Source organism: Bremerella sp. P1 (genome assembly GCF_028748185.1).
Lineage (GTDB): Bacteria > Planctomycetota > Planctomycetia > Pirellulales > Pirellulaceae > Bremerella.
The window spans coordinates 6578824-6598230 of sequence record NZ_CP118164.1; the positions used below are offsets into that span (position 1 = coordinate 6578824).

At 55.8% G+C, this 19407-nt stretch carries 20 protein-coding genes; 11 read left to right on the plus strand and 9 right to left on the minus strand.

Going from position 1 to position 19407, the window contains the following annotated elements; genetic code table 11:
- Positions 1-76: 76 nt before the first annotated feature.
- Positions 77-466: a hypothetical protein gene (locus PSR63_RS26580; RefSeq protein WP_274329145.1), complete on the minus strand. Its 390-nt coding sequence runs from the start codon at positions 464-466 to the stop codon at positions 77-79.
- Positions 467-595: 129 nt separating this feature from the next.
- Positions 596-1561 (minus strand): DUF1559 domain-containing protein, encoded by a 966-nt coding sequence (locus tag PSR63_RS26585; RefSeq protein WP_274329147.1) that lies wholly within the window; start codon positions 1559-1561, stop codon positions 596-598.
- A gap of 353 nt (positions 1562-1914) precedes the next feature.
- On the opposite strand from PSR63_RS26585, the gene PSR63_RS26590 reads away from it, so the two are divergent.
- Positions 1915-2859 (plus strand): AraC family transcriptional regulator, encoded by a 945-nt coding sequence (locus tag PSR63_RS26590; RefSeq protein ID WP_274329149.1) that lies wholly within the window; start codon positions 1915-1917, stop codon positions 2857-2859.
- Positions 2860-2875: 16 nt separating this feature from the next.
- On the opposite strand, the gene PSR63_RS26595 is transcribed toward PSR63_RS26590, so the two are convergent.
- Complete coding sequence (locus tag PSR63_RS26595; protein ID WP_274329151.1) at positions 2876-4165, minus strand: hypothetical protein; 1290 nt, start codon at positions 4163-4165, stop codon at positions 2876-2878.
- Between the two features lie 282 nt (positions 4166-4447).
- On the opposite strand from PSR63_RS26595, the gene PSR63_RS26600 reads away from it, so the two are divergent.
- The 6 genes from PSR63_RS26600 (at position 4448) to PSR63_RS26625 (ending at position 10975) form a co-directional block, all read left to right on the plus strand.
- Positions 4448-6010: an arylsulfatase gene (locus PSR63_RS26600; protein ID WP_274329152.1), complete on the plus strand. Its 1563-nt coding sequence runs from the start codon at positions 4448-4450 to the stop codon at positions 6008-6010.
- Between the two features lie 93 nt (positions 6011-6103).
- A complete protein-coding gene (locus PSR63_RS26605) occupies positions 6104-7063 on the plus strand; it encodes a bestrophin family protein (protein WP_274329153.1) in 960 nt (319 codons plus the stop codon).
- A 22-nt stretch (positions 7064-7085) separates the two neighbouring features.
- The gene (locus PSR63_RS26610) at positions 7086-7733 is read left to right on the plus strand and encodes a DUF2625 family protein (protein ID WP_274329154.1); all 648 of its coding nucleotides are present in this window, start codon (positions 7086-7088) and stop codon (positions 7731-7733) included.
- A 170-nt stretch (positions 7734-7903) separates the two neighbouring features.
- Entirely contained in the window at positions 7904-8101 is a 198-nt protein-coding gene (locus tag PSR63_RS26615) for a cold-shock protein (RefSeq protein WP_105352531.1), read from the plus strand.
- Between the two features lie 474 nt (positions 8102-8575).
- On the plus strand, positions 8576-9565 hold the full coding sequence (locus PSR63_RS26620; protein ID WP_274329155.1) for a hypothetical protein: 990 nt from the start codon (positions 8576-8578) through the stop codon (positions 9563-9565).
- Positions 9566-9688: 123 nt separating this feature from the next.
- On the plus strand, positions 9689-10975 hold the full coding sequence (locus PSR63_RS26625; RefSeq protein WP_274329156.1) for a right-handed parallel beta-helix repeat-containing protein: 1287 nt from the start codon (positions 9689-9691) through the stop codon (positions 10973-10975).
- Here PSR63_RS26625 and PSR63_RS26630 read toward each other — a convergent pair.
- The 3 genes from PSR63_RS26630 to PSR63_RS26640 form a co-directional block, all read right to left on the minus strand.
- Entirely contained in the window at positions 10972-11949 is a 978-nt protein-coding gene (locus tag PSR63_RS26630) for a glycosyltransferase family 2 protein (protein WP_274329157.1), read from the minus strand. The genes PSR63_RS26625 and PSR63_RS26630 overlap by 4 nt on opposite strands.
- Before the next feature lie 205 nt (positions 11950-12154).
- Entirely contained in the window at positions 12155-12595 is a 441-nt protein-coding gene (locus tag PSR63_RS26635) for a carboxypeptidase regulatory-like domain-containing protein (protein ID WP_274329158.1), read from the minus strand.
- Positions 12596-12650: 55 nt separating this feature from the next.
- Positions 12651-13664 carry a DUF1559 domain-containing protein gene (locus PSR63_RS26640; RefSeq protein WP_274329159.1) on the minus strand — a complete coding sequence of 338 codons (1014 nt, stop codon included), beginning with the start codon at positions 13662-13664 and terminating at the stop codon, positions 12651-12653.
- A 432-nt stretch (positions 13665-14096) separates the two neighbouring features.
- On the opposite strand from PSR63_RS26640, the gene PSR63_RS26645 reads away from it, so the two are divergent.
- The gene (locus PSR63_RS26645) at positions 14097-14543 is read left to right on the plus strand and encodes a hypothetical protein (protein ID WP_274329160.1); all 447 of its coding nucleotides are present in this window, start codon (positions 14097-14099) and stop codon (positions 14541-14543) included.
- A gap of 15 nt (positions 14544-14558) precedes the next feature.
- On the opposite strand, the gene PSR63_RS26650 is transcribed toward PSR63_RS26645, so the two are convergent.
- Positions 14559-14966 carry a hypothetical protein gene (locus tag PSR63_RS26650; RefSeq protein ID WP_274329161.1) on the minus strand — a complete coding sequence of 136 codons (408 nt, stop codon included), beginning with the start codon at positions 14964-14966 and terminating at the stop codon, positions 14559-14561.
- Between the two features lie 132 nt (positions 14967-15098).
- Here PSR63_RS26650 and PSR63_RS26655 point away from each other — a divergent pair, with 132 nt between their 5' ends.
- The 3 genes from PSR63_RS26655 to PSR63_RS26665 all read left to right on the plus strand — a co-directional run bounded on the left by PSR63_RS26655 (position 15099) and on the right by PSR63_RS26665 (position 17599).
- The gene (locus PSR63_RS26655; RefSeq protein ID WP_274329162.1) at positions 15099-15764 is read left to right on the plus strand and encodes a 3-keto-disaccharide hydrolase; all 666 of its coding nucleotides are present in this window, start codon (positions 15099-15101) and stop codon (positions 15762-15764) included.
- A gap of 57 nt (positions 15765-15821) precedes the next feature.
- A complete protein-coding gene (locus PSR63_RS26660; protein ID WP_274329163.1) occupies positions 15822-16409 on the plus strand; it encodes a DinB family protein in 588 nt (195 codons plus the stop codon).
- A 236-nt stretch (positions 16410-16645) separates the two neighbouring features.
- Positions 16646-17599, plus strand: a complete 954-nt coding sequence (locus PSR63_RS26665) for a hypothetical protein (RefSeq protein WP_274329164.1) — start codon at positions 16646-16648, stop codon at positions 17597-17599.
- On the opposite strand, the gene PSR63_RS26670 is transcribed toward PSR63_RS26665, so the two are convergent.
- Together PSR63_RS26670 and PSR63_RS26675 are read right to left on the minus strand one after the other, a co-directional pair.
- Complete coding sequence (locus PSR63_RS26670; protein WP_274329165.1) at positions 17596-18570, minus strand: nitrilase family protein; 975 nt, start codon at positions 18568-18570, stop codon at positions 17596-17598. The genes PSR63_RS26665 and PSR63_RS26670 overlap by 4 nt on opposite strands.
- The gene (locus tag PSR63_RS26675) at positions 18567-19394 is read right to left on the minus strand and encodes a DUF1570 domain-containing protein (protein WP_274329166.1); all 828 of its coding nucleotides are present in this window, start codon (positions 19392-19394) and stop codon (positions 18567-18569) included. The genes PSR63_RS26670 and PSR63_RS26675 overlap by 4 nt, the downstream gene beginning before the upstream one ends.
- Between the last annotated feature and the right edge of the window lie 13 nt (positions 19395-19407).

Below are 19407 nucleotides of genomic sequence, written 5' to 3' on the forward strand. Positions count from 1 at the left end.
CGGTAGAAGCCTGTGCTGCCAAGAAACAAAAAAGGCCCCTGATCGTTCAACCAGGGGCCTTTGCTCGTTGAGCAAACTAACTCTTCTCGAGCGTAATCGGAATGTCGTTTTCACCCGATCCGACACTCACAGGGCTAGTCGGTGCCCGAAACTTTCGCCATTTGATTGGCGGTCCGATCGCTCGGCCAGCTTCGTCTTCGTTTTGATCCGGCGGCATGTACATCACCTGGTACTCACCAGGCTCAACGCCACCGTTGCCAGCGGTTACCAGAGAATACGCTCCATCCGGATTGATCTTGCCGATCGCCGGCTTCACGCCTTCGCTCATGGGGCGAAAGACAATGCTACCCCCATTAACCTTTTCCCCACCTGCGGTGACCATTCCCGTGACGCTCGCGCTGGCACCGCACCCTGTCAAAGCGGCCAACGCCAACACGCCGAATAATCCAGTCGTCCAATTCTTCATAACCTAGTTCCCTATCAGTAGGATATCGCGTCGATATCAGATGCGTGCTCTTTTCTGTTCCGGCCCACGCATTTCTGCCGCAACCGCGAGCCCATCCAGCTCGCAGTTGTAGACTACAGATTGGGTCGACTAGTAGTTACCGACGACGTCGCCATCGTTCATCTGACCAAGGTTATCGTAAGCATCCAGGTTGATCGTTTCGGCCAGGAAGTGCACCGAACCGTCACCGAACAGGAACATGGCTCCACCGGGATGCAAGCTACCGAAACCCTTGTCCCACGAACTCGGATCCCCAGCTGGGCCACCACCGTTGGACAGGTTGATTGGCACGCCGTGCCATGCTTCACGAAGTGGTCCCCAGTGCGTCAGTGACGTACCCGATCCACCCTTCGGGCTGCCAGCCCAAACTGGGTACGTTGGGTTCTCACCATCCGGAGCACCAGCGAGACGTCCGCCACCTGCTTCACCAATGGCGATCGTGTTCGACAAACCATCGGTCACGTCACGCAGCGATCGAACCGAGGAAATGAACCGATTGAAGAAACCGTTGTCGGAGCCATGTCCGTGACCGAGACTACCAGCGTAGTTGGCCTTGCCGCATTGATGCCCCATGTCGGAACCGGGACGAACTTCAGCAAGCGTATCGGAAGGACAAATGAACGCGTCCAGCACGGTCGATTCCGGCCCAGGCGTGGTCCACACGCCGTATTCGTGGCAACCGCAATAGATCGAGCCCTTCTTACCCGTTGGGTCTGGAGGATAGTTGCCTGACTCTTCCAAAATAGCATCCCAAACGGCCGGTTGTTCGATGAAGGGAAGGATAAACGTTCCCCAGGTATATCCACCATGTCCCGATCGGCTACCACCTGGTGGCAAGTTGCCGTAGGTATCGTGAAAGTTATGGAGAGCCAAACCGATTTGCTTCAGGTTGTTCGAGCACTGCATGCGGCGTGCGGCTTCGCGAGCTTGTTGCACGGCAGGCAACAAAAGGGCAATCAGAACGCCGATGATGGCAATCACCACCAACAGTTCAACAAGGGTAAAAGCACGTCGCGGATGAAACGATCGTCGTGAGGCAATGACGTCGTAGTTCATAAATCTCTCCGGTAGAAAATACGGTGTGAATAGAAGGAAAAAAGCATGTAGCCACGGGCAGCTGCTACACGACTAATTATACCTTTTAGAGGGAATTTACCTTGCACTTTCACCCCTCGTTTTGCGACAATTGAAGGAATGGCACTTCGGTCTAGCGGGTGCCTGAATTGCAAACAATACGCCATATATCACCTACTATAGAGTTACTTTCGCGTTCTATGCGTTTAGGGCAGGCTTCTTGATTCTAGCGCTGCTTGGTATTTATTTACTCGTTTTGCGACACGCCATCGTGACAAACTTTGGAATTAAAATGATTAATCCTGGCACGTTGGTCGTACGAGAGAGACCGTAATATGGGGCCCGAAGAGAGTAGCTTCTTTCATTACTTGCCCATTTCCGACCAGGACATGGAGTTTGGCTTTTATGTCACCGGTGGCGGTCGAGGGACTGTGCCGCCCAATGTGAACTATCCGCCAGGCCAGCACCCTGGGATCTATCACTTTTCCTGGGAACGCGGACGCGAGCTGCCCGAGTTTCAGATCCAGTTCATCAGCACTGGGCGTGGCGAATTTGAATCGACGCCAACCGGCCCCGTTTCGATCGAAGGAGGCACGCTTTTTCTCCTCTTCCCAGGCGTCTGGCATCGCTATCGTCCAATTCGTGCCAAAGGCTGGACCGAGCGTTGGCTATCGATCCATGGCGAGTTCATGCACCGCCTCTTGGAACAGGGAACCCTCTCACCCAACCGTGCCTTCGCGAAGTTGAACTCTGTCGAAGCGTCTTCCTTTCTGGAAACGTTTGATCGACTACTCAATCGCATTCATGCTGACCCATTGCGTCATACGCCCACCGTGTGCGCTAACGCGATGGAGTTACTGACGTTGGCCCTGGAGCATCTACCGACGTCTGAACGACCCACGGCGTCGGCTTCCGCAGGCCGCACCAATCCGGTCGATGACCCCATCGTGAATCGAGCGCTTGATATCATCTGGACGCGCAGCGACCGCCCCCTCTCGGTCAATCAACTGGTCGCCTCTCTCCCGACAACTCGCCGCACACTGGAACGCAAGATGATGGCCAGCCTGGGGCACACGGTGCTTGACGAGATCAACCATTGCCGACTGCTGCGTGCCAAACGCTTGCTCACCGAAACGAGTCTACCGATCAAGTCGGTCGCCTACCTGGCCGGCTTTAGCAGCCAGGAACGTTTCCGCCGATTGATGGTTGCCGAAGAAGGATGCCCACCAGGTGAGTACCGCTATCGCGAGCGTTCTCAGGAACACGCAAAGCGATCGTAAGACATGGGAGCGGTTTCTACTGGCCCAGCTTCCAAAGCTCCGGCTTTGTTTCCGCAATTATCTCAGAGATGGCCTGACGATCAGCGCTGCTGAGGTGATCGAAGTCGCCGCTGGTGTCTTCGCCGGCAAGAACCTCTCGCAGCCGCTGAGCGATGGTCGCCTGCATATTGAAGGGAAGCTGATCGAAGGTCTTCGAATAGATCAGATAGCTGCACGGATACTTGAACAATCGCGTCTTCAAGTCCAGGTCCCGCAACGAGCGGCCCTTGGAGTCCTTGATCCCTTTCGCCTGAAACTCTTCGGTGAAACGCGACGTTCCGGCGATGGCGTCGGTCAGTGGTGCCTCGTCCACCATCAACATGTGGCGTACGACTTTTTCGGCGGCACTTTGCACGCGGCGCTCTGTCGTTTCACTTACGTAGTCGGCAGGGCGTTCCAAGGCCTCGTTCATCACCTGGTCGTGATGCGCCGATCGCCGTGATTCGTGGCTGGCCAGCGTTAAGTAGTTCTGCATCTGCAACTGATGTTCAAGAACCATCAGCGCCACGATATCACTGTGGGGCGTCACGTACTTCTCGACCGCGAACAACTCGCTAAGGTCGGTCACGTTCGCCCCGGCTTCGCGGTCGAGCTGTTCTGGCTTGTAGCGATCGGTCGAGTAAACGTTCCCCATGTGCCGCATGTCTCCGTGCGTTCCAGTCACGTACCAACCGCCCCAACGCTCGGAAAGGGGACTCGTTTGATCTGTGTTGAATGTCCCGGACCCGTAGTGCGGCATACCACTCGACATGACAAACATCGAACGCACCAGCCCACCGGGAACACGCTGGGTGCGTGATGACGCATGGCACACGGTGCATTGTCCCTGATCGCGAACGAACTTGGGCTTCTCTTCCGGCTGTTGCTCAAGCGTGTAGAACACCTCGCCGCGGATTGGATCGGTTGTCATGATCTCCAGCACATCGCCGCGTTGCACCCACCCAACGTACGAGTCGTCGTTGAAGTAGAGGGCCCGCGGACGGCGCGGCGAAATTTGCTGCAGTTGAAAACTCGATTTCGAGTAGACCAGCACTTGAGATTCCGGCGAAATCTCCAGCGCTTTCAGCACCGACTTGAGAAAGCCATGCTCGTCGTCGTAATCCAGACTCAGGTCTCCTTTGTCCAGTTGCTCCTGCACCCGGGCAATCGGATTGTCGACCGACTTGTCGCTGTAGTTGATGGGCTCTTCGTCGTAGGGCTCTTGAGCCATGATCGGTGCAACAGCGAGCACAATCGTTGCTACCATCAACGTTCGTGAGATTCTCATAGCGAAGCCTGTTTTACAATTCCCAGACGACGGAGGGGGGCGATCCGCTGGAAGCGCCCGGCGATCTGAGCTGGTGTCCGTGGATGACAGGGGGGGATCTCAACAATATAGCATCCGTTTAATTCTGGATATTATTATCCACTTTTAGTGCTCTAACGTCAAATGGAATGGCCCCGGACGGCCAGATTTTCTGGCCAGTTGTTCGCCGGGCGGCTATACTCAGCGTCTCACATCGTTACTGGTTATTCCCGCCTGACTTACCTCATCTTCGTGACAGAACCCATGATCCAACGCGATATTCACTGGTCATTTGTGTCAGCAATTGTTATCGGCCTGTGCCTCGCTGCCAGTAGCGTCCAAGCCGCCGAGCGTCCCAACATCATCATCATGATGGTCGACGACCTGGGGTTCTCTGATTTCGGTTGCTATGGCAGTGAGATCGAAACGCCCAACATCGACCGCCTGGCCGCCGATGGGCTCCGCTTTCGCAACTTCTACAACACCGGCAAGTGCCATTCGTCGCGGGTATCGCTGCTGACCGGTCTTTACTGTGATCAAGCCGGCAGTGAGTCCCTCAACCGAGGTGTCACCATCGCCGAGGTTCTTGGCGATGCAGGTTACACCACGGCCATGGTGGGCAAATGGCATCTCAGCAAGCAGCCGACCGACTTTGGATTCCAGAAGTACTTCGGTCACCTTTCCGGGGCGACCAACTTCTTCACCGGGGACGAAACGTTTCGTCTCAATGGCAAGAAGTGGGACGACTTCGACGACGACTTCTATACCACTGATGCCAACGTAAAGTGGGCGAAGACATTCCTCGACGAGTCACTCACCGAGCATCCCGACAAGCCATTCTTCCTGTATGTCGCTCACAACGCACCGCATTATCCGCTGCAAGCTCGCGAAGAAGACTTTCGCAAGTACGAGAAGCGATACACGGACGGCTGGGACAAGCTTCGCGCTGCCCGATACGAACGACAACTTGAGATGGGACTGATCCCCAAGCAGTGGGCCTTGTCACCACGGCCTGATCATGTTCCCGATTGGTCGTCGCTGTCCAAAGAAGATAAGGATTGGGAAAGTCGCCGCATGGCTGCGTTTGCCGGTATGGTCGATCGCGTCGATCAAACCACGGGCGAGTTGGTCTCCTATCTGAAAGAGAAGGGGGTCTTCGACAATACGCTGATTCTGGTCTGCTCCGACAACGGGGCTTGTCCCTTCGACCGAACCCGCGGCAAGCAGTACGACACCTGGGATCCACGTTCCTATTGGTGCTACGACACCGGCTGGTCGCACGTCGGCAACACACCGTTTCGCCTGCACAAGCAAAACCAACACGAAGGAGGCATCTCGTCTCCATTGATCGCCCATTGGCCCGCAGGGATGAAGACGAAGCCCGGTGCGATCACCGAGCAACCGGCCCATCTGATCGACTTCATGGCCACGTGCATCGATCTCGGCAAAACCAACTACCCCGACAGCTGGCCCAATCGCGAGCTTGAGCCGCTGCAAGGGATCTCGCTTACGCCGATCCTGGCCGGCGAAACGCGCCAGCCGCATGACTTCCTCTACTTTCACTTCGCAACCAATCGAGCCATCCGCGAAGGTAAATGGAAAGTGGTCACGCACCGCGCATCGCAGTGGGAGCTTTACGACATCGAGAAGGATGGGACCGAGCTGAACAATCTCGCCGATGAGTATCCCAAACGCGTGAAAGAACTATCGCAACTCTGGCACAAGACGGCCGTCGAGACAGATCACCTGACGAAGAAACAGGCTCAACCTGTCTCAGGCAAAAAGCCGCCTCTGCTCAATAAGAACGGTACGCCAGCAAAGAACTGACGAAATCATGGCTTGGTTGCCATAGCAGGGGCGCATCGGGTAACTTGTTCGACAAGCACCCCCAACCCTAGACGCTATCAGGCCAAGTACTCGATGATCGTTACGGAAAAAGACAGCTGGCTGGGAATGATCTTCGCCGTTCATGGAACGACGATGGAATCGATTTGGCCACGCGTTGCCGTCGTGTTTTGCTGGTCAATCCTGATCACGACCATCGCGTATCTCTTTCCCATGCATGCCTACACGCTGACTATGGCGCCTTTTACCGTGGTCGGCCTGGCCTTGGCCATTTTCCTTGGCTTTCGTAACAACGCGTCGTACGATCGCTACTGGGAAGGGCGCAAGCTGTGGGGGCGGATGGTGAATGTCTGCCGAAGCTTTACCATGCAGATCAACACGCTCGTCGACGATACGACCGGCGAAGAAAGCACCGACCCCTCGGATGAAGTCAAACAGCAACGGCTTCACATGGTACGGCTGATCATCTGCCATATCCACGCGCTGCGGCATCGCCTGCGGGATACGGACGCCCGAGCAGACCTGGAAGAACAGTTGCCTGGCGACCAGCAGCTTAAGCACGACCTTGCTCAAGACAATGTTCCGGCCGCTATCGCCGATCGAATCTCGCGTCAGATCAATTCGGCTTGGCGAAGCGGACGACTCGATACCTACCACGTCTCGCTGCTGCACAATTGTTTGACCGAAATGATGGGCATCCAGGGCGGGTGCGAACGCATCAAGAGTACGCCCATTCCGTTCACTTACAGCGTACTGACCCACCGCACGGTGTTCATTTACTGCATGGCCTTGCCGTGCGGACTGCACGATACGGTGGGCCTGCTAACGCCGGTGGTTGTCGCATTGGTTGCTTACTTCTTCCTGGGCCTGGACGCTGTCGGGGACGAAATCGAACAGCCGTTCATGACCGACGACAACGACCTGCCGCTTCTGCAGCTGACCACCATGATCGAGCGCAACGTCCTGCAACTTTCCGGTTGCCCAGACGAAGACCTGCCCGATCCGATCTGCCCGGTCGACCACTTACTGACCTAGCCCCCTGGCGACCCCCAAACCGATGCGTTCGCTGGAAGAACTGCTCGATCACAACGATCCGGGAATCGAGCGAATTCGAGAGTGGATCGAAGCGTCCTCGGTCGATGTGGAACTCCTGCCTCCGTCGGCCCAGCGGGATCAGGTCTTACTGGACGTGCAGGTGACAACCCGCAGCACCATGGGCGCTATTGCCTATGAAACGGGAGGAATCGTCGTCGACCACGGCTGGTTGCGTTTCTTAGGGTCCGGCCATCCCGGCTTCACGCGAACGCTGCCCGCTTGGAATGAAAACCGCAGCAATGGATTTTACTTGATCGCGGACGATGCCGTGGGCGGGTTCTTTGCCATCAACGGAGGCAAGCTGGGGGATGACCTGGGCAACGTCTACTACTGGGCTCCCGATGATCTCGACTGGGAGCCCCTTGAAATCGGCTATACCGACCTGTTCTATCAAGCCGTGAGCGGCGGATTGGACGACTTTTATACAGACCTGCGCTGGACATCTTGGCAGCCCGATACCCGGCAACTTGCCCGAGATCGCTGCTTTTTCTTTTATCCTTTTCTGTGGACCAACGAAGGATCGATCGAAAAGAGTGCCCGCAACGAAATCCCCATATCGGAAGCTTTTGCCCTGAAAAACGACTTATATCAGCAGCTTGAAGGGAATTAGCAGTCGGTGAAAGCCCAACTTGAGCAGCCAAATTTAAAGATGTTGAGGAAGTTGGCCAGTGTTCTATTCATCGGCGGAAATTCGTCGTAAAATGCTCTTTTATGCAATGACTACCGTTAAACAAAGTGTTTCCCGGCTGTCCTGCTAAATTTGCTCTCAAGGAATGGATCATGCCGGAAGGTATCATCAAACGTCTCACCGACAAAGGCTTCGGTTTCATCGACACGGGTCAGAACAAGGACCTGTTTTTTCACCTCTCGAACTTGGACGGCGTACGCTTCGAAGAACTTCACGAAGGTCAGCGCGTCTCCTACACCGAAGGCCAAGGCCCTAAGGGTCCACGTGCCGAAAACGTGAAGCCTGTTTAGTCACAGACTTCACCTCTAGGTTAAATGTCGGCGAAGAAGCGTCCCATTGTCGGACGCTTCGCCAAGCCGATTTCACGCCCCTCACTAGTTCACCACCGGTCTCCTGACAAAATCATTTGCGTCAGGAACCACGGATGCATACTAGTGGGATTGGCGCGCTAGCACAGAAGCAGCCGGCCGCTTCATTCGAGCCCATTCTGGGCTTTCATATGCTTTGGTTATACCGAAGCCATTCTTTGGCGAACGATCATTCGCCCAAAAACCCACGTCACAATCGACTTCGGCCACTCCGTCCATCTACTCAGATGTGTTAAGTCAGGTAATCTACCAAGGGCATGCCATATTCGTTGGCTCTGCGCTGCAAACGCATTAGAGGGGAATTTCCAATGAAATGCGTCGACTGCTTAATTAGTAACACACCATCTTTGATGGCGAGTTCGGACCAATCGCGCCCCCATTGGTTGCCCCCAAGCTATGACGCTCACTTTGAAACACCTCGGCCTGTCGATCCTTCTACTCACCTTTTGCCGCGTGAGTCTGTTGGCCGAAGATACGATGTTCCAACAGGCGTCGCACACCGTGGTCGCGGAAGACTATTCGGCGAGACTGGAAAGCATCGAAGCAGAAATCGCCCAGCTGCGATCGCAGGTCGACCTGAACTCTGCATCGACTGGCACGTCGTGCCAGCTCATCTCGGCAACCAATATCTGGCCCGACAGCAACTGCGGTCACAACGGGACCTTCGCCAGTGCCGAACTGTTAGTTCTTTCCTACACGCGCTCGGAAGGAATCGTGGCTGGCGTCGATGACGATGAGTTCGGCGATAGTGAATTCAATGCCGGCTTCCGTACAACGGTCGGTTATCAAGTTGCCGATTGCGTTGGCATCCGCCTGCGTTATTTCGATTTCAACTTCACCGACAACAACGTCGGAACAGGCAACAACAGCCTGGGTGTCGATACTTCGGTGATCGATCTGGAACTATTCGAGACATTTCACCTGAACCAGTGCTGGACGGCCGAACTGAGTGGCGGTCTACGTTACCACGACTTCGTCGAGCAGATGGTTGACGTCTCAGGCACGCCTGAAGTTCGACGGATTGTCGTCAATGGACTGGGCGGCGTAGCCGGCATTGAACTGAAACGCACGATCCCTAGTGGAGCCCTGTACATCCGCGGTCGCGGGGCGATGATCTACGGTGATCGCAATGTCCGCAACGACGAGTTCCCCGATTTCTTCGACCAGCGCGGTATCAATACGCTGATGCTGGAACTGGCTCTGGGCTACGAAAAGCAGTTCCAGTTGGGCCGTGGCTGGTCCGGTGCCGCACGCATCGGCTACGAAGCGCATCACTGGGGGAGCTACTCGCTTGGCTTTATTGACCCAGTCGACGTCGAGTACTTCAGCAACTCGACCGATGTCGGCCTGCACGGGCTGGCCATGTCGCTCGAATTCTACCGTTAAGCCTCGGTTGGTTCGCGATTGATCCCAAGAAAACGTGTCAGGCAGATGCATCCGATTGCCCGTTCGCGTTATAGTCAGATACATCTGCCACTGATCTGACTGCTTTCCCATGGGTTGCCATCGATGCCGCGAACGTTACTTGCCCTGTACCTGATTTTCAGCTTTTGTTCACTTTCGCTTGCTGCCGACATCTACGTAACGCCCGATGGAGCAGGGGAGAAGGACGGAACGAGCTGGGACTCTGCCACCGACGCGAACGCACTCAGCAAGGTCGTTGGTAACTTGAAACCAGGCGATACGCTTCATCTGGGCAGCGGCAATTACGCTGGGGTGACCCTGCAGCTTAATGTTCGTGGAACGGCTGACGCACCGATTACGATCCAAGGAGTTGATCGAGGCAGTGGCCTTCCCAAGCTGACGCATACCTGGACGATCGAAAATCCCGGTAAGGGTGCCACGGCGATTCAGTTCGGCGACAAGGCTTCGTACATCACGCTTCAAAACGTGCGCCTCGACGGTTATCGCACCGGGATCTTTGCCGACGACACTAGCGATGGAGAAGGCCGCACGCACCTTTCGTTGCACGATGTCGATGTGCAGCATTGCCGGTATGGGTTTTATCTGAACGACTGCGACGATCTACTAATCCAAGACTGCGACCTGGTTCGCTACAGCAAACATGGCTTCCGCCTTGAACAGGGATGCGATCGAGTCACTTTCCGACACTGCCTGGCGGACTGCTCAGAAGGGGATACTGAGTGGGAGAAGCATACCGAGCTTCTGCCGTTCGGCTTTAACGTCAATAGCGGCGGCCGGCCTAACAGCCAAATCGTTTTCGAGGACTGTACGGCGAAAAACAACATGATGCCGCTGCAGAAGAACCGCTACAAGAACGGCGATGGGTTCGTGGTCGAAGGAAACACCCAAGGGACCACTTTCGTTCGCTGCCGAGCCATTCGCAATCAAGATGCTGGCTATGACTTGAAGGTCGAAGACGTGCAGCTAAAAGACTGTGTCGTACTGGCCAATGGTCGCCAGGTGCGGATCTGGACGACGGCTACCATCGAAAACTGCTACTTCGGCTACGGTGGCACCGGCATCTGGTGCAACGGAGGACCGATCACCGTGAAGCGGTGCACCTTCTACGACCTGAGCGTGGCGGCAATGACGGACGACCGTGCCAAGCACAAGATCACGCTTACCAGTTGCTTGATCGCAAATTGCCAATCCACCAAGCGTCAAACGGCCAGCGGCGGTGGTGTCTCCCTGGAAGAAACAGACGTCATCGATCCGAAAGAGAAAACGAAGTCGACCGAGAAGCCTGCGACGCGCCCCATTCCCCCTTGGGACGCAGTCGGTCAGCCGCCAGCTCCCAAAGCCGTACCCGGTAAGGGCTACGTGGCGAGTTAAGCCGCTTTCTGGTAGACAACCGGCGGAGCACTCACCTTTTCGATTGCCGGTTGCTGTGAATTCATCGAGGCCAAGTACCGCAGCCGACCCTGTCGGATCGCGCCTTGCCAGTAACGGCAAAACAAACGATACCGCCACTCACTCGGCAGCGGCAGATAGTTAATCGCGAACGCGCGGGCCCACTGCCGAATCGCTTCCTTCGATTGACGAAATCGGAGCCAGGCCGTGTTCTCTTGCAGTCGCTTTCGGTCCGACCATTCCTTGGTGTCGGCAATTCGCATATCTGCTGGGATCAATTGGCACGATCGGCACTCATCTTCGCCGTATGCGATCAACTCTTCCGAAAGCGGTGCCAAACTCACCTGGTTACCGTGCGATACCTTCGAATTCTTGGCGAAGCCAATCTGTACCCCGACCGCTTCCATCTGGCGACCAATCAGCATTTCGGAGAAGTGACCAAACTCGGCCTGAAAGCCACCGATCTCTTCCCACAATCGGCGTTCAATCAACGTGCCGCGGATCGCGATCTTGCACTTCTTGGCGCCCATCCAGCGATGAAAGTCTTCTTCAAAGATTCGCTGTTCGTACTTGGCGATAACGTTTGGATTGATGCCGTCGCTCGAGCTACAGGCAACCGGAAGACCAGACTCTTGGATGAATTCGTAAACCTGCTGCAGACAGTCATTCCGCGGTATGCAGTGTGACTCGGTGATGTAGACATACTCGCCCTGGGCGGCCGCAGCACCGACGTTGTAAAGGGCATTCATTTTCAGCCCAGGCCGATAAATCCATTGCACCTGCGGAAACTCGTCGACCAGCCAGGCGATCTCGCTGGCTGACTCGGCATCGGTCGGTACGATGACCTCGTGAGCCACATTTAGCGTTTGCCGGGTGAAGCCCTTCAAACAGTCGAATGCATATCCGCGGTCATCCGGCAGCGGTATCACCACAGAAATCACTGGACTCTCAATCATTGCTAGCGTTCACCCCGAGATTTGATCGTTTCAATGTGCCTCGTCGTAAGTAAGTGGGGGAGAGGATAGCGACTGCTTGCATTCGGATCAATGTGTATATACCGACTATTTATTCCTGTCGAACTGAGGCCTTGGCCAACAAAAAAAGCCACACTCACCGAGGTGAGCGTGGCTTCCAACAAAGCATCTGCAATGAGAACGAAATCTACTTCGACTGAAGGTCAAAATCGATCGTGTTGTTTCCGCTTTGGACCTCGGCCGTGAGAGTCGACTTGTCGTGGTACTTAGCTGGCAGAAGCTCTGGGCGAGCTTTGACAAACGGGCCGTCTCCTTCGCCGCCGCTTGAACCGCGGGCCGAAAGAATCCGCACAACGTGCGTGCCAACCGTAGCGCCGTTACGCGTACCGGTGAACTGCAACACGTAGTGACCGTTTTCGTCGGTAAAGGCAACCGAGGGACGTGCGTCCGATGGTTCAAACTGAACCTCGGCACCATCGAGTGGTTTGCCGTCCAAGGTGACGTTACCTTCGACATAGCCAAGCTCAGGGCCAGCGTTTTGCGAACAGCCCATGACCAGGCACAAAGCAATCGCAGCCAACGTGGCCAGCGACGCGTTAGGATTTAGAAGTCGAGAGACAAACTGCATGAATCGTTTCTCCGATGGCGTTCAATCAGATAGCTACGGGGTAAGAAAGGTAGGATTAATATTCGCCGATCACCTGGCCGTCTTGCATGTTGCCCAGGTATTCCATGATCGTGTCGGTCGTTCCAGTCGTGTTGCTATGAATGGTTTCCGTCAGGAAGCTGACCGAACCGTCGGCAAACACGGCCATGGCACCGCCTGGGTGCAGGCTGGAGATACCGTGGTTTCGAGCCTGGTTCTTCGAGGTCGTCGAACCGATCACGATGTTCGGTGAAAACAACGTCGTGCACAGCGTGCGGTACAAGCCTTGGTCGAAGTTGGCTCGGTCTGGGTGCTGGTAATGATCGGGACCCTTACCGTTCTTATCACGGGTAGCGAACAGTTCGCTCGATCCAAACCATTCCCGATTAAGAATGTAGGCACGTTCGGCAACCATCAGCGTATTGCTCGTACCGTCGGTGATGTCACGCATCCGCGTGTCGCTGTCCTTGAAGAACATACCCGTCGCTCCGGTCGTTCCGTCGCCAAAGTTGGTGGCTTGATTCCCACGGACGTAAGCCGAGCTGTTCACTCCAACGTAGTTCGTCTTGGAAAGTCCCAGATTCGTCCCACCAGCGTTCTCGATCGCACACCCGGCACATTCGCTGGGCTTACTGACTTCGGGGCCAGCATCGGAAGGGCAGAGGAATGGCTCGTAAGTTCCCTGCATGACAGCCTGATTGTTGGTCAGGGCCTGGCTGGGATTCACGGTGCCAATTTGCAACGCATCGGTCACATTGCCCAGTTCCATGAACGGAAGAATGAACGCGGACCAGGTCCAATGGCCTTGGTTGTCTGAGATGCTCAACTCGATGTAGCCCGAGGGAAACGACTGGAAGGTGTCGTGATAGTTGTGCATCGCCAGGCCGATCTGCTTCAAATTGTTCGAGCACTGCATCCGGCGAGCGGCTTCTCGGGCTTGCTGCACCGCTGGCAACAACAGGGCGATCAGCACACCGATAATGGCAATCACAACCAGCAGTTCGACCAGCGTGAAGCCACGGCGAGAGAATGGAGAGGTTCGTTTAGTCATGAGGCATCCAATAGAAACAAGGAATAAGGAAGGATAAGGACGGCACCGCAGCACCTAATCGGGGACCGGACAAAAATTGGACTCATTTGGGTAAGTCCGGCCTAATGGTGGAGCCAGCCAAGCAATAAAAAACTGATAAGAACTGGCATTTAAACGCGTAAGGGAACTTAATCGTCCCTCTCCATGTTTCGTACGCCACCATTCCGGCTTACTATCAGATTCCCAGAAATTCGCAGGAAAAACCTGTCAAGGCATTCCATGCCACCCATTAGGACTGCAATGCGATTAGCAAGCTAAGTGGTTAGCCGTGCACGCCTCCGACCTAGGGCAAATCTCTACGCGACTTTGCCTGAACGGCGTGTTTCCTGGACCTGAATAGGCTTTCTCCGTCCTTCCTAGAATCCAAGCAAGCAATTCAATCAGGACTAAAGCATGAAAATAGAGGTCAAGTCGCGTGAAGGAGCAAAGAGTTTTTCGGCTAACGTCCCCTGGGCAGCTATAAGCATTGCCACCTACAGCGACGAATTCCCGGAATTGTCACGGATCAACCGCCGCGCCCTGCTCCAAATAGATTTTGCTGACGTGACGAAACCCGAGGATACTAAGCGAATTGATGCATTGGTCGGAAAGCAGGGCAGCAGATTTTTCAATGCCAATCACGCTCACAGAATCTTGGACTTCTATGCAAGAATGTGTGGAATTGACCAAATCCTTGTCCATTGCGAGCAAGGCTATTCACGAAGCCCTGCCGTCGCGGCTATTCTTCATAGAATCTCGGATGGCACTAGCGATCAATTATTCTTTCAAGACTTCGATCCCAACCGCCATGTTTACAATCTACTGCTTGAAGTAGCCCGTGATCGTCAGTTATTGACGTGATGAAACGCCAACTTGTCACCACGGGCCGATTACCCAATCAAGCGTCGCCAGCATGAATAAGAGAACGAACGACGCGCCGATGGCCAGAATGCTCAGAATCAGCCGCTGCCGTGCTCGTGTTGAGCCAATTGCCCGGCCCACGGCTCCCGCGACGCCGCCAGCCATGGCCACCAAGAGATATCCTCCCAGAAAGACGCCGTACATCAGCAGCGCGATCATGGCCGCCACAAGGTACTTCGGCCCCGTCACGATGCCGCCGAAGGGGATCGGAAACCGAAAGAAGCTCACCATCAGGGCTGCGATAGGAACGGTAGAACCAACCGACCAAGCCGCGCCCTCGAAAATGGCAGCGACCAAAGAAATCGTATCCCTACGCTCAGGCGGCGAGCCTTCTTCCAGAGGAGATTCGTAAGGGTTGTTCATGCCCGATCCTTCTTTCCGGTTCGCGAACCGATCGCGGCTGAGGCGGTAAACATCACAACGGGCTGCTGTTGCATTATCATAGTCTCCTGACCGCTCCTCCGTATTCTTCCTTCCACCGATAGGGTATCCCACGTGAAATCCATTTCGCACGTTTTACTTATGCTGTTGATCGTTTCCTGCTGCATGGTGCCGAGCCATCTCGTAGCCGACGAACCTTCCTCGTGGAAGTCGCTGTTCAACGGCAAAGATCTCACCGGTTGGCAGGCCAACACCCATCCCGAATCGTTCACCGTTACCGAGGGTATCTTGAAAGCCCACGGCAAGAATGGGATGTCGCACTTGTTTTATGTCGGAGACACCGGCCACGATGTTCCCTTCAAGGATTTTGAACTGGTCGCTGTGGCCCGCAGCGAGCCGGGCTCGAACTCAGGTTTCTTCTTTCACACCGATCGCGAACTTCGCGGCGGCAAGTATCTGAACAAAGGGTACGAGGTTCAACTCAATAGTTCCACGAAAGAAAAGAACAAAACGGGCAGTCTTTATGCCGTCGTTCAGGTTGACCAGTCGCCCGTCGATGAAACCGAGTGGTTTACGATCCGCATCCGCGTGCAAGGAAAACGCATTCAAGTCTACGTCAACGACCAGCAGATGGTCGACTACACCGAGCCCGACAACCCCGAGCGTCCCGCCAGTCGGGCCAAGCGTCTGATCGATCCCAACGGCGGAGCCCTCGCAATTCAAGCGCATGACCCCGGCAGCGTTTTCTACTTCAAGGAAATCCGCCTGCGCGAACTTTAATCGCTTGGTGCCGGTCTATCGTGCGACAAAGGTCCAGCAGCAACAAAGGAGAAACGCATGGAGACTCCCGGTAGCCAGGCATGGCTCGACGCAATGGCCGCGACCGCGGCTTCGTATCGGCGCATGATCGATGCCACGGTCGATCAACTCTCCGATGCGGAACTCCATACGCGACCGGCCGAAGGGATCAACTCGGTCGCGATCCTGCTGCGGCACCTGGGTGGTAACCTTCGCAGTCGCTGGACCGATCTCTTCACCACCGATGGCGAGAAGCCTGACCGAGATCGCGACACCGAATTCGAAGACTGGGAAGGAGACCGCGCGGCGCTGCAGGCCCAATTCGATACCGGCTGGCAGGCGTTGACTTCAGCCATCGAACAAATCGACGAGACAAACATCGATCAACCGGTTTTCATCCGCGGAGAACGCCACACCATTGCTCAGGCCTTAACGCGATCGCTCACGCACATCACTTATCACGCTGGTCAGATCGCCATCGTGGCACGTATGGTTCACCAGGGCCCATGGCATTGGCTCACAATCGCCCCCGGTCAAAGCCAACAGCACAACGAGCGTACGTGGGGAACCGCATCCAGCCGCAGTGTTTTTGAAGATCCAAGCCAAGGTGGCGATAAACCGAATTAACAAGCCCAGCGAGAAGCCCCCGCGTTTGGACCGCAGGGTAAATCACTAACGGCAGCTTCCTGTTTAGTAATCGTCGTTCATCGGCGATGAAACCCTCAACCGGGGCATCTTCCTTTGCGACAGAGACCAGCAACACACTCCGATCAAAAGCTGCCTACCTTTCCGCTTAAGGACATTTGGGATACGCTTACCAGTAAGACATCTAACATCCCCACTTCGCCGAAAATGTTGTTCTCTTGATCGTCGTTCGACCCTTTCTCAACAGCGATCCTCCCAAACTGGTGGAACTCTGGAACCATCAGCCCATCAGTCGGGGACTTGCCCAGCCGATGGCGGTTACGCTGTTGGAAGCTCAGGTTCTTGCCAAGCCCTATTTCCAACCCAAGAATCTCTTGATCGCCGAGATCGAAGGGAAGCTGGCCGGTATGGCGCACTTGGTCCTGAGCGGACCACTGCTGCCAGAAGACCTTCGTACGGGCATCGCCAACTTGCCGATTGTCCTAGCGGCGAACATCCCTGAAGCAGCTGAGGTGGAAGATGCCCTGATTCATGCGGCCGAGGGCCTCGCGCGAGAAACCTCGGCCACGTCAATCCTGCTGGGGGGAACGTCCGATCCGGGCCCATTCTATTTCGGACTCGCCAAGGGAAGTTGCAACCGCGGTGCCTTAGTGTCCGATACGCGGATGATCGAATTGGCCGCTCGCCATGGTTTCGATCGCGCACAAGGTTGGCGCGTTTACAGTCGCGCTCTGCGAGGCTTCCGACCACCGGTCGATCGCAACCAGATTGCTGCCCGACGCTCGTTAAACGTGATGCGTGAAGACGATCCGCCATTTGCCAGCTACCGCGATGCGTGCATCTACATGCATCAGCATCGCACGCGGTACTCGCTGATCCAGAAGAAGGATAGCCAGGAGCTTGCGCATCTGACGGTCGTTCAGATGGAAGCGTTTAGTCACCTTCGCGGTGTCCGCATGAGTGGCATCGTCGATATGGATAGCTTGAATGCCTGCACGCAGGTTCAGGCCCAGTTCTTCCTGGCCGAAACGCTGCGGCAAATGACCGAAGAAGGAACGGCTGTCGTCGAAACCCAGGTTGCCGCCGACAATGAGGTGCTCACCCAGGTCGTCGATACGCTCGGATTCGAAGTGATCGACGAACTTCGCCTGATGAGCAAGCCGATCGATTAAGACGTCTCTTCCGTCGAAGCTTCCGAGAATCGGGCCTCGCGGGGTGAGAGTGCGCCGCCCTGTTTCTTCGTCAGAATGTCATACAGTTCGGGACGTCGCCCGCGGATCCAGCGGCGGCCGGTGCATTTGTCTAACAAGCTCATATCCAAGTCGGCAACGACGAGGCTGTCTTTCGGCTCGTCCACTTCCGCCGCAATCCTGCCGTAGCAGTCCAGGATCATTGCGTTTCCGGTACGGACTTCATCGTCGTCGAGACCGATCCCGTTGCTAAACAGAATGAACATGCCGTTATCGTGCGCGCGAGCCGGCAACCAACGCAGCAGCCACTCGCGACCTTTCGGCCCGTTGACCTCCGCGGCTAGTCGCTCGGGATCGGTATCGCGGGCATGCCATACTTCCGGATCGATGCGTCCCATCGCGTGCGGACTACGCGAAGCGGTCCCGCCCGTTTGATGCGGGGCCAGTAAGATATCCGCCCCCAGCAGGGCCGTCGCTCTGGCATTCTCCACCAGGTTGTTATCCCAGCAGATCAACACTCCCAGCTTGCAGCTCAGAGGCGAATCGAAGACCGTATACCGATCTCCGCTGCTCATGTGCTGACTGATGAAGCAGTGCAGCTTTCGATGCGCGTGCACGTTTCCGTCAGGCATGGCCACGACATACGTGTTGTAAAGTTGGCCGTCACTGGCCCGTTCGATTAGCCCGGCGCCAACGACTATCTGATACTTTTCCGCGAGCTGCACGAGCGCAACGGTCGAAGGTCCGTCAGGGACTTCCTCGGCGAGCGCATCGATGGCGTCGCGGTCGAGCTTGTGGACATGCCAGTAACCGCTCAGGCACATCTCAGGAAAGGTGATCAAACGAACGTCTTGCTCGGCTGCCGATGCGACGAACCTGGCAACCTGGGCCAGGTTGGCTTCTTTATCGCCAGGGGCATGCTGAAACTGAACGGTCGCGGCGCGGATGATCATGGCAGACGTGGTTTGTCGGCGGGGTAGGTCGTGCTGACGTGGCTGGCCAGTTTGAGTTCCGCTTGAGGAATCGTGTTGCGGATGGCCAGCGGAATCGGATCGACAATTTGCTTATCGCGGCGAGCCACCAGGTAGCCGCGGATGATATCAGAGCGTTGATTCTGCATCAGGTAATGAACCCACAGCCACGATTCGGCGTAGTCGGTGCTGGTCATCTGCTCAGGCTTGGCCAACGTCGCCAACCGTTCCAGGTCCGGCTGCCACTTGCCGGTATGCATGCCATCGGCCAGCCAAGGCAGGTGTTCGCGATTGAGTCGTCCCGGCACGCCAGCCACTTCGTAATACTCGGCCAGGCCTTCATCCAACCACAAGGGCAGGGTACCGACCGACGAATTAAGATATGCGTGCGTCAGCTCATGCCGTAGATCGGAAAGCACGCTTTCCGACCAGATCGCATAGACGTAGTACTCACCGCGCTCGACCACAAACAAAGCTCGGCGTCCGTTGAGCTGTGGGAAGTGCTGACGCGTGAACTCGGCGAAGGTCGTCCCGTCGCGGAAGATGCGGACGTGAATTTTGTCGTTCGAGAACGGAATGCCCAGGTCGTCTCGCAACTCCATCTTCAGATTGCGGACCTCTTGCAACACCTGGCTATCGTCTTGCAGATCGAAGTCCGCTTCGATTTTCAGCGGGACATCATCGACGAAGGTCGGTGGCGCATCGTGGATCTGGTTGTTCCAAATCGTACAACCAACCGCGAGCGAGACGCAGCAACTGACCAGCAGTGCCAGGCGAAGTTCGACAAGTTGATTGAAGCGGGCCATCCGTGGTCCTTGC

Coding starts and splice junctions, on each gene's coding strand:
- PSR63_RS26580 (WP_274329145.1), bottom strand. CDS start 466: ATGAAGAATTGGACGACTGGATTATTCGGCGTGTTGGCGTTGGCCGCT.
- PSR63_RS26585 (WP_274329147.1), bottom strand. CDS start 1,561: ATGAACTACGACGTCATTGCCTCACGACGATCGTTTCATCCGCGACGT.
- PSR63_RS26590 (WP_274329149.1), top strand. CDS start 1,915: ATGGGGCCCGAAGAGAGTAGCTTCTTTCATTACTTGCCCATTTCCGAC.
- PSR63_RS26595 (WP_274329151.1), bottom strand. CDS start 4,165: ATGAGAATCTCACGAACGTTGATGGTAGCAACGATTGTGCTCGCTGTT.
- PSR63_RS26600 (WP_274329152.1), top strand. CDS start 4,448: ATGATCCAACGCGATATTCACTGGTCATTTGTGTCAGCAATTGTTATC.
- PSR63_RS26605 (WP_274329153.1), top strand. CDS start 6,104: ATGATCGTTACGGAAAAAGACAGCTGGCTGGGAATGATCTTCGCCGTT.
- PSR63_RS26610 (WP_274329154.1), top strand. CDS start 7,086: ATGCGTTCGCTGGAAGAACTGCTCGATCACAACGATCCGGGAATCGAG.
- PSR63_RS26615 (WP_105352531.1), top strand. CDS start 7,904: ATGCCGGAAGGTATCATCAAACGTCTCACCGACAAAGGCTTCGGTTTC.
- PSR63_RS26620 (WP_274329155.1), top strand. CDS start 8,576: ATGACGCTCACTTTGAAACACCTCGGCCTGTCGATCCTTCTACTCACC.
- PSR63_RS26625 (WP_274329156.1), top strand. CDS start 9,689: ATGCCGCGAACGTTACTTGCCCTGTACCTGATTTTCAGCTTTTGTTCA.
- PSR63_RS26630 (WP_274329157.1), bottom strand. CDS start 11,949: ATGATTGAGAGTCCAGTGATTTCTGTGGTGATACCGCTGCCGGATGAC.
- PSR63_RS26635 (WP_274329158.1), bottom strand. CDS start 12,595: ATGCAGTTTGTCTCTCGACTTCTAAATCCTAACGCGTCGCTGGCCACG.
- PSR63_RS26640 (WP_274329159.1), bottom strand. CDS start 13,664: ATGACTAAACGAACCTCTCCATTCTCTCGCCGTGGCTTCACGCTGGTC.
- PSR63_RS26645 (WP_274329160.1), top strand. CDS start 14,097: ATGAAAATAGAGGTCAAGTCGCGTGAAGGAGCAAAGAGTTTTTCGGCT.
- PSR63_RS26650 (WP_274329161.1), bottom strand. CDS start 14,966: ATGAACAACCCTTACGAATCTCCTCTGGAAGAAGGCTCGCCGCCTGAG.
- PSR63_RS26660 (WP_274329163.1), top strand. CDS start 15,822: ATGGAGACTCCCGGTAGCCAGGCATGGCTCGACGCAATGGCCGCGACC.
- PSR63_RS26670 (WP_274329165.1), bottom strand. CDS start 18,570: ATGATCATCCGCGCCGCGACCGTTCAGTTTCAGCATGCCCCTGGCGAT.
- PSR63_RS26675 (WP_274329166.1), bottom strand. CDS start 19,394: ATGGCCCGCTTCAATCAACTTGTCGAACTTCGCCTGGCACTGCTGGTC.